Annotated in this window: 11 protein-coding genes; 5 read left to right on the top strand and 6 right to left on the bottom strand. The window is 44.3% G+C overall.

The window, feature by feature from the left end:
- Positions 1-482: 482 nt before the first annotated feature.
- On the top strand, positions 483-1,925 hold the full coding sequence (locus ACTRWF_RS11740) for a DEAD/DEAH box helicase (RefSeq protein ID WP_015068038.1): 1,443 nt from the start codon (positions 483-485) through the stop codon (positions 1,923-1,925).
- A gap of 74 nt (positions 1,926-1,999) precedes the next feature.
- Here ACTRWF_RS11740 and ACTRWF_RS11735 read toward each other — a convergent pair whose 3' ends face one another.
- The 6 genes from ACTRWF_RS11735 to ACTRWF_RS11710 form a co-directional block, all read right to left on the bottom strand.
- Entirely contained in the window at positions 2,000-2,722 is a 723-nt protein-coding gene (locus tag ACTRWF_RS11735; RefSeq protein ID WP_232362983.1) for a thioredoxin family protein, read from the bottom strand.
- Positions 2,723-2,935: 213 nt separating this feature from the next.
- On the bottom strand, positions 2,936-3,760 hold the full coding sequence (locus ACTRWF_RS11730) for a 2-keto-4-pentenoate hydratase (RefSeq protein ID WP_462835600.1): 825 nt from the start codon (positions 3,758-3,760) through the stop codon (positions 2,936-2,938).
- Between the two features lie 8 nt (positions 3,761-3,768).
- A complete protein-coding gene (locus tag ACTRWF_RS11725) occupies positions 3,769-4,524 on the bottom strand; it encodes an SDR family oxidoreductase (RefSeq protein WP_462835599.1) in 756 nt (251 codons plus the stop codon).
- A gap of 261 nt (positions 4,525-4,785) precedes the next feature.
- The gene (locus ACTRWF_RS11720; protein ID WP_462835598.1) at positions 4,786-6,348 is read right to left on the bottom strand and encodes an ATP-binding protein; all 1,563 of its coding nucleotides are present in this window, start codon (positions 6,346-6,348) and stop codon (positions 4,786-4,788) included.
- Positions 6,349-6,395: 47 nt separating this feature from the next.
- Positions 6,396-7,052 (bottom strand): response regulator, encoded by a 657-nt coding sequence (locus ACTRWF_RS11715; RefSeq protein ID WP_012519700.1) that lies wholly within the window; start codon positions 7,050-7,052, stop codon positions 6,396-6,398.
- A gap of 209 nt (positions 7,053-7,261) precedes the next feature.
- Positions 7,262-9,784 carry a S8 family serine peptidase gene (locus ACTRWF_RS11710; RefSeq protein WP_462835597.1) on the bottom strand — a complete coding sequence of 841 codons (2,523 nt, stop codon included), beginning with the start codon at positions 9,782-9,784 and terminating at the stop codon, positions 7,262-7,264.
- Positions 9,785-10,261: 477 nt separating this feature from the next.
- Here ACTRWF_RS11710 and ACTRWF_RS11705 point away from each other — a divergent pair, with 477 nt between their 5' ends.
- From ACTRWF_RS11705 to ACTRWF_RS11690, 4 genes are read left to right on the top strand one after another with little or no spacing between them, the layout of a single operon-like run.
- The gene (locus ACTRWF_RS11705) at positions 10,262-10,774 is read left to right on the top strand and encodes a curlin subunit CsgB (RefSeq protein WP_462835596.1); all 513 of its coding nucleotides are present in this window, start codon (positions 10,262-10,264) and stop codon (positions 10,772-10,774) included.
- A gap of 30 nt (positions 10,775-10,804) precedes the next feature.
- Positions 10,805-12,250 (top strand): autotransporter outer membrane beta-barrel domain-containing protein, encoded by a 1,446-nt coding sequence (locus ACTRWF_RS11700; RefSeq protein ID WP_462835595.1) that lies wholly within the window; start codon positions 10,805-10,807, stop codon positions 12,248-12,250.
- A gap of 2 nt (positions 12,251-12,252) precedes the next feature.
- Positions 12,253-12,684, top strand: a complete 432-nt coding sequence (locus ACTRWF_RS11695; protein WP_232363680.1) for a CsgE family curli-type amyloid fiber assembly protein — start codon at positions 12,253-12,255, stop codon at positions 12,682-12,684.
- Entirely contained in the window at positions 12,678-13,133 is a 456-nt protein-coding gene (locus ACTRWF_RS11690) for a curli assembly protein CsgF (RefSeq protein ID WP_023559884.1), read from the top strand. Before ACTRWF_RS11695 ends, ACTRWF_RS11690 begins: the two co-directional genes overlap by 7 nt.
- The last annotated feature ends 2 nt before the right edge of the window (positions 13,134-13,135 follow it).

Here is a 13,135-nt window from a genome sequence, read left to right as displayed (position 1 = left end):
TGTCGTTGATACCGGAAGAAAGCGTGCATTGAGAGAACGTCAATCAGCAAAATTTAAAACATCTCCAATACCCATTGAGTATAGACGTTTTATCTTTTTTTCTTGTGTAATTCATCAGCAATTAGTCTAAAAAAGGCCGTAATACGATGCACTCGCAGGTGATAGATTTCTTTTTACACTTTTTTAGTAAAAGCGACGTTTTAAACAAATAGCTTTCTTTAACAAAAACAATGATTGGTAGAGTTGAACAAAAAATGCGCTGGTGGCGTGGGGCGTTTAGTGGTAGACTCCGCGCGCAATTTGTAAGAGTAAATACATACGTTCTTTTCTTGATTTCAAACACCAGTAAGCCAAGTTGGCGATGGCGTATCTCTTTAGGTTTCCCCAGTAATCTATAACCCCCGCGGTTAGCAATAAAGCACTAGCGCTTATACCTTGCGGTAGGCAACTTTTATTAAAATACCCATGACAGGAGTTTATTAATGTCATTTACCCAATTAGGGCTCGCTGAACCTTTGTTGAAAGCTATTGAAAAACGTGGGTTTAGCACACCATCACCTATCCAAGAAAAGGCAATTCCAGAAGTATTGGAAGGGAAGGATGTGCTAGCAGCGGCGCAAACGGGAACCGGGAAAACGGCGGGTTTCGGCCTTCCAATTCTACAAAGATTGATGTCGGGTCCAAAGGTGTCTGCTAATAACGTTAGGGCGCTTATTTTGACGCCAACTCGTGAGTTAGCTGCCCAAGTTGAAGAAAGTATTTGCGCATTTAGCGAGTTTTTACCGTTAAAAACAGCCGTCGTATTTGGTGGTGTAGGCATTAACCCTCAAATGATAAAGTTACGCAAAGGCGTAGATGTACTTATCGCAACACCAGGCAGGTTGTTAGATTTATATCAGCAAAACGCGGTGAAGTTTTCTCAACTTGAAGTTTTGGTATTAGATGAAGCCGACAGAATGTTAGATATGGGCTTTATTCACGATATTAAGAGAGTGCTTAAACTGTTGCCTGAAGACCGTCAAAGCTTACTTTTCTCAGCCACCTTTTCTGACGAAATAACCACGCTGGCCAAAACCATTACACGCAACCCGGTAAGTATTTCAACCGCGCCGGCTAACACTACCGTCGATGCTGTAGAGCAGCATCTAGTGACCATTGATAAATCGAAAAAAACCACTGCGCTTATCTGTTTGATAAAACAACAAAAGTGGGAACAGGTACTCGTATTTAGCCGCACAAAACACGGCGCCAACCGCATTGCAGAAAAGTTGACTCGGTCAAAAATTCCTAGTGCAGCTATACATGGTAATAAAAGCCAAGGGGCGAGAACAAAAGCCCTCGCTGATTTCAAAAATGGTGATATAAAAGTACTGGTTGCCACCGATATTGCGGCCCGTGGTATTGATATCAGTGAATTACCTATTGTGGTAAATCTTGATTTGCCAAATACGGCAGCTGACTACGTACATAGAATAGGCCGTACTGGACGTGCTGGTGCCAGCGGCCAAGCTTGGTCATTTGTTAGCGCCGAAGAGCTACAGAATCTTAAAGATATAGAGACACTTATTCAAAAATTGCTTCCTCGTGAAACGCTAGAAGGGTTTGAGCCTCAGCAAGTTGTACCGCCTACAACGCTATCTAAACCGAAAAAGCCCAAGAAAGCGAAAAAGCCGAAAGCCCCCCAAGGTGAAGGTAGCAGCCAGAGTGAAAAAGGCGCGCAAAGTAAAAGAAATGGGCAAAGTACAAATAACAGAAGCGGAAACGGTGGTAATCGCTCAAGTAAATCCAATGGACGAGGAAATACGAGTGGTAAACCGGTTAGGCAAAGAAATACTGGCTCTGAGGGCAATGGTACTCGTCGCCCATCAAAGCGCCGAAGCAGTAACGGGTCAAACCAAAGCAGTGCATCGAGTGCTAAGGCTTAAATAGACGAAGCTAGCGGGGCTTAGTGTTGTACGAAGGCCTCGCAGCACTGCCGTTCTTTTGGGAGCAGGCAGCGTTAGTTTCGCTCCCAAGAGAAAGGATGGTAATGGCGAAGTGCTGGTTTAGTATTAACGCCGTTACCGCCTTCAGGATCTAGCGTTATTTCAGTTCGTTTTACTAAGACTTTTTGTAGTTCTGTACGAAACTTCTTCGTTTCTTTCCATAGTGAATTCAACCCGTCAGGCGTATTACCCGCTAAATCCTGCGCTAGCAGCGGGCCTAATGTATCATACGCAGCTTGAAGCCTCGCCGCTTGCTTTTTATTGTACGCACGTTCTTCTTCTGTTGCTTTCCAATGGATTAACTTCGCTTTTTGCGATGTTGTCATAGCTGGAAAGCGTGAGAAATACGCCATGTATTCTGCCAAAGGAATACTATCAGCGCGCCCCCAAATATCCATAGATGCTCTGTTTAATAAGGCGCCTGACTGGGGCTCAATAACCATAACGGTAGGCGTGGCGTAGTAAATTGGATAATCAAACCGCTCGGTAATATTTCTTCTGTCTTCTAGCGTTCCTACATCAACAAATACGGTTTCGTAATGGGCACGTAAGATAAGATCCATCTCTTTAGTTGAAAAGCGCTCAGCTAAGCCAGTGCTGTCGTGGCACCACTGTGCACCAAGCACAACTAATAGTAGTTTGTCTTGCTTAACTGCGCTTTGTTGAGCGCTCACAACATCTTGATAGGGCGAAGGAGAAGATATGTATGCATAAGGGGTTGTATCTTGCGTACTCACACAACCACCAAGTATAAAAAATGAAGCAATAACGATAAGCTGCCTCGAATTGGGTTTAATAAGGCCAGCTAAGCGGGTTAAAAAGCAGAAATTAACAAAAGAGATTTTATGCATAAAACTGTCAAAATATGTGTGAAATCAACGACAATGTAGCACAAAAGGAGGCAGAAAAGCGGTAATTAACCGTATCGGATTACCGCTTTGTCAGAAACGCTATGGCGTGACAGGAATTAACTTCATGTTGATGTTGCCAATGCCCTCAAAGCTTACCGTAGCGCTAGCCCCGACAACGGTGTTGTGAACACCGGTGATAGCACCAGAACAAATCATACAGCCTTTAGGTAGCGTAATGTTGCGTGCCGCAGCTTGATCAATTAAATATGCCACGGCAGCCATAGGGCCACGCAATACGTTGTTAGAAGGGGCAGAGTTAATATGTTCATTGTTGATAAATACAGAGGTCTGTATGTTCTCAATCACTGAATCCCATTGCTCGATAGGTGCGCCAACGACCATCCCTTGGTTAACCCCAAAATCGCTGATGATCGCAGTAGGTCCATAGCTATTTAAGTCTATTACCGGGCTTGAGGCTATTTCAACGCCGGCATAGACTGCGTTAATTAGGTGTTTAAGTGGCCCCTTAGTATCAATTGAACCTGGAGTAACTTCTTTTCCTAATTCGAATACTAGCTCAGCTTCAACAGCAACCATGCCGCCCGCGTATACTTCTAGTTCAACGAACTCATCATCGTTATGAGGGCGCCCAATGAAATGAGTGACCTTCTTAAAAACAGGGCCCATTAATCGCTCGCCACCCATTTGCTCACGGAGTTCAGGCACAACCATACCTACTTTCCAGCCGGTAATTTCGTCGTTCCATTGCATTAATGACATGTCCTGAACGCGGTAAGCCGCGTCCAGGGTGGTTGGAACATCGCCTGGGAACGTCTTTAAGACACCGGCTTGCTTGCGTGCATTAACCAGCGTAGTTGATAACGTTTTAAGGGCGTCTTCTGTTAGTGGTTTTTCGGGAAACATGGCGACGATTAAATCCCAAGTGCCTGTCCGCCACCAATCTGAACAGTTTCAGCGGTGATAAAAGAAGCATCTTCGCTTACCAGAAATGATACAACAGACGCCACTTCTTCTGGTTGCCCAAGGCGACCTAACATGATGTTATCTTTCCATGACGCGAATACTTCTGGCTTTGTCGCTTTAATCTGAGCGTGGAAAGGCGTATCGATAGTACCGGGTGATACAGCGTTTACGCGAATACCCGCTGGCGCAAGTTCCTTAGCTAGCGCACGCGTTAACGTATGTACTGCACCTTTAGACACACCGTATATACCTGCGCCAGGACCACCCGCATTCCACCCCGCGTTAGAGGTGTAGTTTATAATAGAGCCGCTTTTTGATTTCTTTAGAAAAGGAATCGCTGCTCGTGAAACGAAGAACGCGCTATCAAGGTTCAGTGCCATTACAAAGCGATAAAACTCGGTGGTCATTTCTTCCATTGGGTTACGTCCACCCAAACCACCAGCGTTGTTAATAACCGCGTCAATGTGACCGTACTTCTCGCCAATGGCCTTAACGTTTTTATCAACAGCCGCATCATCAGTAACGTCAAAACCGTAGTACTCTGCTTCGATGCCTAAGTCGCCAAGCGCTTTAATACGCTCAGCGCCTTTGTTGTCTTCTATACCATTTAATACAACAGTGAAACCGTCTAGGCCAAGCCTTTTTGCAACTTCAAATCCAATGCCGCCCGTTGCCCCAGTCACCAGTGATACTTTCTTCGTCATAACAAAAACTCTCTATGCTGTATTACATTGCGTAAAGCCAATGTTAGGGTGATAATTATAATTGGTCTACCTGTTTTGGTTTATTTTGTAAAAAAGTTGAAAAAAGAGAAGCTTTGTTAAAAAGTCATTGGACAAAAAATGCCTAGTATAGTGATGATTTTAAATAGATATTTGGTTTTTTTAGAGGTTGTAAGCTGCGATTTTATTCGCATTGTTTAAACGGCGAGCAAGAGGCAGTGAATTTTTATTGGTAAGTCCAATTTAAGGTGTTGGTACCGTTAAGCACACGCTTGTGCCCGAAGTTGCACTTGTATAAATATGGATAGACCCCTCGATGAGCTTTGCACGCTCTTTCATCGACAATAAGCCCAGTGTTGGTGTATGAAGTGTTGGTGTATGAGAAGTATGATGGTTTGTGCTAGATGAGTGTTCTGAAGATGATCCGCTGAATTGTGCAGGTATGCCTTTTCCATTATCGACCACACAAAAGGTGCTCGTGCTCCCTGCATAGTTAATTTCAATGGTTAGGCGCGTCGCGTCAGCGTACTTAATGCTATTGGTAACCGCTTCTTGAATTATCCGGTATATGTGGATTTTCTGCTGTGATGTAAACGAATAGGGTAAGCCCGTTACTTCAAATCCATAATCTATATGCGAATTTTTTAAGGTAGATAAGATTGTGGAGCCCTGAATTACTGCTTCAATAGGTAGTGTATCTATGCCCGACGGGCGAAGGCTGCCTAAGCTTTTTTTCATAGCTTCGTACAATGCGTCGATCTTATTGAGTAAGCTGTCTTGATTAATGTTACTCGCATTAAGCGACAGCTGAAGCTTCAAATCGACAATGCGATGGCCAAAGTCATCGTGCAGATCGCGAGACAGTCTTTTTCTTTCATCTTCTTGAAGACTAACTAACTTCGAAGACAATGCCTGAGCACTATTTACCGCCACTTCAAGGGCTTCATTTTTATCTCTAAGCGCTTTATTCATCTGCTCAGCGTGATTCACCGAAGCGCCTAGAATAAGGCAGCTTACACACAGCGCGATGATATAAAATTGATGTTCAAGCGGAGACAAATCGCTTTGACTTGCCACAACAAAGGCGGTTACCCCCACTAATAAGCAGGATAAAGCGCTGCCCGTAACTGCATAGCGATAGGATAGGAACAACGCGGGGAATACAGCAAGGTATTTTACTTGGTAGCTAATATTCGTCCCGTGGCTATAGGCATAGCTACTTAGTAACAGCAAGAATAGCCAAGCGCCAATTATCCAATACAGGGTGGTGTTGACCCGGTGTAAGTGCTCACGATCGTATAATACAAAGAGAAGAGGGCACAGTACGATGAGGCCGACAAAGTCACCTAATGAGAAATCAAAAAGTATGGGAAAAAACACCGTGATATCAGTTTGAAGCTCTATTGCCCTTCTTCCAATAAAGACGGCCCCAAGTACAACACTAATAATTAAACCGACCCCGAGTGTGGCAAGCGTGCTGTTTATGTTGCTGATATAAGGTGCTTTAAAACAGCGTCTGAAGATATAAACGCTAGTACAAAGTAAAGCGGGTGATAGGAGTAAATGAACAAGATACCACCCTAAGCTACCGCTTAAAAATGCGGTGTTATCGAGTATTCCACCAGGGTGAAATAAAACAAAGTGAGTGAGTTTTTCTGAAAAAAGCAGCATAGGCCAGCTTCGTAAGGGAAGTAGCATAAACGCAGCAAAGCGGACGCCTGCGGGCAAATACCAGCTTACCGTACTGGCAATTATTTCGAACTGGGTGCTGATTAGCCATACGCTGTGAAATAGGGCGGTGTACATCAACCCCATGAACAAAAACGAAGTGTTTATGTACGGTTTCAAACTCATCAAATGGTTTTGACTAATGCATCGTCATTAATGACATCGTAAACATCAAGGTAACCTATTTCCAATGCAATTCTTAGCAATCCGAACTGAGAGGTTACGTTTAATTTTTTATAAATATTCGTTCTGTGAACCATGACCGTTTTGGGGGCGGTATCGATGTGGTAGGCAATTTGTTTGGGCTGAAACCCTTTTGCCAAAAGTAGAAAAATTTCTTTTTCTCTATCGGTGAGGAGCGAGGTTAAACACTTGTCTCCGAATGCTAATTTCTTGCTAATATCAGAGCTTAAGTAGTTTTCATCTCTTTCCAGCGACTCTAATGAGTTCATTAACTCTTTCGTCGCTGCGTTTTTCGTTACGTAGCCGTCGGCTCCAAGTTCGAGCGCTTTGCTGATATAGCCGACATGTTCGTACATGCTAAGCATTAAGCATTTTACAAAAGGCGCTTGCTGCTTAATCTTTACCAGGGTGTCGAAGCCACTTTCATTTACCAGTGAGATATCTAAAATGGCGACATCGACTTCATCAAACGATGCGTAGGAGGGAAGCGCCCCTATCGAATCTACCGCATAAACAACGTGCCAGCCATACTCTTGTTCAATGAGCGCTTTGATTCCGTCCCGTACTATCTCATGATCGTCAATGATCAGTATATTCATGAAAAATTCTTGCTGATACTTAATGCATCTAGTTTACGTTGAATTTGGCTTATAGTGAATAAGCCGATGGCTTAGGCGCGTTTGCCTTTTAATTAAGTAAGCGCACAAAAAAGCCGGCCCTTCCATGGGCCGGCAGTTGCTTAATTACGGTGTTTTAACCTATGTTTTGATTAACCAATAGTTGGCATATCTTGCTAAAACAGAAAACCTTAAAGGTTTACCGTTACTGGCGCAGAGCATGCTGATGTTTCGTCACATACCATATAAGTATATTCACCAGGTTGAACACCTCGACTTCTGTCGCGATAGCGACCAGTGTTGCTCACTTCCTCAAGCAATTCACCGTTGCGATAAATCATAACAGTATCTGCCATCGAGCCGCTGTAAGATAAGTCAACTCTTAGTGAACCGAAACGAGACAGCATAGCGCGGTCAATTTCTGCAACAATGTTGCTATCAGAAACGGCTACAGTTTCAGTAGCGACATCTGTCTGCCCCTCTGAATCAGTTACCGTTAGCGTGACATCGTAAGCACCAGTCCCCGCATATACGTGGGTAGGGCTTTCTTCTGTTGATGTGGCGCCGTCACCAAAGTCCCAGCTATAGCTAACAATATCGTCGTTAACGTCACTGCTGTTGTTAGTAAAGCTGACCGATAAGCCAGAAGCATCGTAAGTAAATGCTGCGTTTGGCGGTGTTGGCCCCACTTCTCCAATACCAGTAACGACTAGGCTCCAATCGTTTACTGTTCCGTTATCGCCATTAAAGGTATCAAGTACGTTCAGTGTCCAATCGCCTGTAGCAACTTCGCCGTTAAATGCGTCGGTATCGTAGCTTTCAACAATGTCGTCAGTGCCGCCGCCTTGGTTTTGGCGCAGAACGGTAGTTGTACCTTGAGGAGAAGTAAGCGAAAGCACCAAGTCACCGCTATAGGTATGAGTAATATTTACCGAAGCCTGCATACCGAATACGGTTAAATCATCTGGTATGTTAATAACAAGGTCTACGCCCACATCATCCGGATCTTCTTCGTTAGGAAGGGTTGGAACGGGGTCGCCCGAGTAATCATAAGGGAAGTCATTGAGACCCTGAGGGTAAACATACAAGTTTGCCGATTTGGACTTTTCAATCTCGCCACTCACGCCGTTAACGGTAAAGCTGTACTGTCCCCACGGCGTGTCTTCAGCGGTTTCAACCATAAGTAATACAGTATCGCCAGGCATCGCAGTGTTAGCACTTAGGGAAGCAATGTCGCTCTCTTCAGCAAGAGATAGCTGAACTTCTTCCTCGTAGCCAGCAATAGAACCGACTTCGATGGTGAAGGTATAAGCTTCGCCTGCTTCAATCTCAGCAGAGCCCGGCGTAATACCGAGCTTAAAGCCTGGCGTAGGATCTGCTTCTTCAAGGGCATTTAGCACATTCAACCGGTTGCCCGACACTGTGCGCCCGTCAGCCCATAGGCTGGTTTCACCGGTTGCCATCAATAACTCTTTCATTTCTGAAGGCGTAAGCTCTGGGTTTAGCGACCATACTAACGCAGCGGCACCAGCAACGTGAGGCGTTGCCATCGACGTACCTGAGTAAGCCGCATAACTATCGCCTGGAATTGTTGATAAAATTGCCGAACCCGGCGCGGCAATATCTACGGTTTCAATGCCGTATGAATAGCCACTATCGCTATCGTTACGCGTGATACTGGCAACAGCCATCAAGCTGTTAGTCGTCGTCACATAATTAGACGGGTAGTTATCGACGTTGTCGTTGTTTGACCCTGCGTTACCCGCTGCAGCAACGAACAGTATGCCTGCCTGCCCAGAGACTTCAATGGCAGTTTCTAGCGCTTCACTATAGCCGCCGCCACCCCAGCTATTATTGGTCGCTTTAATGTTTATGCCGCGGTTTTCTTTTAAGTCGGTAAAGTAATCAATACACTCTATAGCCCCTGCTGTAGAGCCTGTGCCATCGGCGCCTAAGAATTTACACGCAGCAATTGATACGTCATGGTTTACGCCCACCACGCCGATACCGTTACCGCCTACAGCACCAATGGTACCTGCGACGTGTGTACCGTGAGAGTCGTCATCAATCGGATCGGTATCTCCGTTTGCAGTATCGATACCATATACATCGTCGATATATCCGTTACCGTCGTCATCAATGCCGTTTCCTGGTATTTCGCCTGGGTTCATCCATGCATTATCAGCGATATCTTCATGGGTGTAATCAACACCGGTATCTATTACGCCGATCACCACGTCACTGTCACCGGTGGTGATATCCCACGCTTCTGGCGCATCAATATCCACGTCGTCAGTACCGCCGGCTTGGCCTGTATTGTTTAACCCCCACAAGTCACCGTAAGACGGGTCGTTCGGCACAAGCGCTTTACGGTACAGGTAATTTGGCTCTGCAATTTTAACGGCAGGGTTTTTCTTTAGTGTTTCAATAGCATCTTTAACTGATTTACCGCGAAGCTGGAGCTTAGCGATACGACCATTTAGAAGGTTCGAAAAGCGATCGTCAATTTCATCTCTATTGGCGTCGCTAATTCGAGCACCCACCGATGAACGGGCACGCATTTTTTCCGCTTTGCTTACATTCTCTTTGTAAACCACGATGACGCTGTCATCGAAGATTTCGGCTGTTGCGGCATGTGCATGACTAGACGCCATTAGCGGAAGTAGGGCTAATGACAATGCTGAAAGGCCTGTTTTAAAAGGCTTTGTTTTCATAATTAGATTCCATAATTAGCAATAGTGCTGTTATCACGAAATCTTCTCGCTCGGTCTGATATAACTAACGGTTAAAACATATAACGCAAATTCACGAAGCTGCCACCTTTATCGTAAAAAATTGTATAAAAATACAACTTAACCACTAGGTAAACACGGTGGAAAAGATGAAAACTAGTACTTAACTATTAACTCCGCGTCACTCTTTTATGTGTTTCTTTCGAGTGAAAAACTCGAGTACATTTTTTCAACAACACAAAGATAATTCTCTGGTCTTACCAATGGCGAAGATTGCACATCGCCTCAGTGTGAAACTAGTACTATGGTATGACCTTTAATCGTTAAGACGCTGATTCGGCGAGTAGGACGTGTTTTGTACCTGTAATAAATACAACTTATTGGTGATAGATTCTAGCTGTTTTAAGGAGTGTTATAGAGGGGTCACCTTTGTTGTTAATCAAGGAAGTAGTCGTTCTCATGGACAAGAAGTTAGAGGTTAAAAAGCGCCAACTTGCTAATAACGCTAAGGCATGTAGAGCCGTTGCGTTGGCAGCCATTACGGGGTGCAGTCTTCTAACCGTAAACCTTCCTGCTTATGCTCAACAGTCCGATTTATCAACAAGCTCCGACATGGTGGAATCTTCTCTTTCAATGAGTCTGAATGCCCAAGCTATTACGATAGATGATGAAACGGTCTTCATCTCTGTCAGCCAGTTTGGGTTAAATAACATAACTAACATCATTCAAAGCGGTAACGGCGCAAACCTATCAAATGTTGTTCAAAATGGCAGTAATAATGAAGCGATAATCACCCAGCTTGGTGAGGGAAATGTCGTGAATTTATTGCAGCAAAACAACAACAATTACTTCGAGATTATCCAAGATGGGTTTGACAATGTTGCCAATGTTAATCAACTGGGTGAGCAGTCTTTTACTGTTTATCAGATAGGGAACGAAATGGTAATTAACATCACGCAATACAAAGAATGATGCAATTGCCATAGGGAGACGAACGTGAAAATGAAAAAAACAAAAATAGCGAGTGCATTGCTTTTAGTAGCAGCGACAGGGTGGGCGTCAGCTCAAGAGATTCCAGCGAGCAAATCAGTCGACTTTAATGCTTCAGCGGATTTCATTGCTGCAGCAGAAGGTAATGAGATTACGCTAACCCAAACGGCGCCAGAAGGGAACGAAGTAGGTAATGAATCAGTTCTAAGCCAAGAAGGTGACCTTAACGCTATTGTGGTTGAGGTAATCGGTGATGCCAACGAAGTGCTTGCATCGCAAATGCAATCGGGTAACACCTTTTTTGCAAGCGTTACTGGTAACGGAAACTTCTTGGTGTCTGAGCAAGACAGTTTAGACAGCACGGCAGAGTTCGTTGTCGAGGGCGATGATAACCTAGTTTCACTTGTTCAATTAGGCGATGGCGGCCCCATTGGCTTTATCTTCAACCGCTCTATAAACAGCATAGCGGGTAGCGGCAACACGTTATCTGTGTATCAAGGTGATGGTGGTAACTGGGCTAACAATGCGATTGCAGGAAATGATAACACTGTCTTTGTAGATCAAAGTGGCGACTGGCATGAGTCTTACGTTCGTGAACTAAGTGGCGACGCCAACCTTATTGATGTCATCCAAGACGGGTTTTATAACATTTCTGATTTAACGGTGGTAGGTTCTGATAACGAGGTTGAAGTTGATCAAGACGGTGATGAAAATCTTATTACTTGGAACATGGTTGGCGACGGCAACGTACTTGAATTTGAACAAGACGGTGACGGTAATGAGATTACCACAGGTGTGTTCGAAGGCTCAGATAATGAAGTGAATATCGACCAAATTGGCGATGTTAACCTTGCTACGGTTGAAACGATTGGCGGGGGAGTTAATACGTTTGAAATTAATCAAGTGGGTGAAGGAAATGTAGCCTACGCAGGCGTTATTGGCTTGTTCAATGAGTTTGACCTAACGCAGGTAGGTGATGCCAACGAAATAAGTACAGTGAACTTTGATGGTTGGTTTAATACCGTTGAAATAGAGCAAGACGGTGATGCTAACTTAGCGCTGGCGCAAGCCGGTATTGGTGATGCAGCGTATATCGCAGATGCCAACTTAATTGAAATGTCTCAAGAAGGTAATGAGAATATAGCGTCAGTTGAGTTAGCGCGTGATATCACATCAAGTGGCAACGAGATTATGGTTGCCCAAACGGGTGAACTAAACTTGTTGGATTTACTGGTTAATGGTAACGACAATGTCATCAGCGTTATGCAAGAAGGCGCAGGTAACTGGGTAACGGATGATATGGGTGGTCAGTTTGTTATTTCAGGTGATATGAACACGTTTGAAGTAACGCAAATGGGTAACGACAACCTAGTAACAGGTAGTATAACTGGCAACGGCGGCACAGTAAGTGTTACGCAAGTGGGTGATTACAACGTAGCTACAGTTGTTCAAATGTAAGCGTGAGTAGCCGGGCACAAGCCCGGCCTATTTTCAAAATAATGAAGTACTTGTACCGTTTCTCTCTTTTCACGCTGTTTTTTAGTGTGCTCTTTTCTCCGATTCATGCAGAAGAAATTCGGCTGGGTGGACTGTTGTTAGATAACAGCATTAGCCGCCAAGGCCATGAATTTGCCTCTAAAATTAGCCAATATTGGCGCGAAGTTCCTGATAGCTCGGGTAAAAACCTAGTCGTTAAAGAAATTATTGTACCGCAAGCAGGAACATTACTCTCTGTGGTATACGACAATAAAGTGGTTTACCAGACATACATGGGGCGACGCCAAGTACCGTTAGATGAGAAAGTTCAGCAGGCTATCGTTTTAGTATTAGACGCTGTCGCGAACGCAAGTATAGATAGTAGAAGCCCAGATTTAGCAGGGGATGAATGGTAATGAAGAAAAGGACGTTAATCACCGCATTAATAACCTTGGGGGCTGTATTTCAGTTCAGTGCCTTTGCGACAGAGTTGGTCTATGAGCCTATTAACCCATCGTTTGGTGGCAACCCACTTAATGGGTCATTTTTACTTAGCAAAGCTAATTCACAGAATGCGCATAGCGCACCGCTAAGTGAGCGCTCTTATGATGAACGCCTACAAGAGTCTCTTGAGCGTGCGTACATTAATCGTATTGTTCGCGAAATTACTGACATCGCCTTTGGCGAGCAGGAATATGACGAAGATGGAAATCCCATAGATAGCATATTTAACCAAGACAGCATATTCGTCAGTGGTGATTTTCAGGTAGAGCTGATTACCAGTAACCCTGATAGCATTGTAGTGAATATTACTAACCTGCTAACAGGTGAAGTTACGGTTGTCGAAATTCCACGGTTTGGGTAGGG

Source organism: Alteromonas sp. G5_S2_22_S1, assembly GCF_054968525.1.
This window is presented reverse-complemented; position numbering and strand designations above follow the sequence as displayed.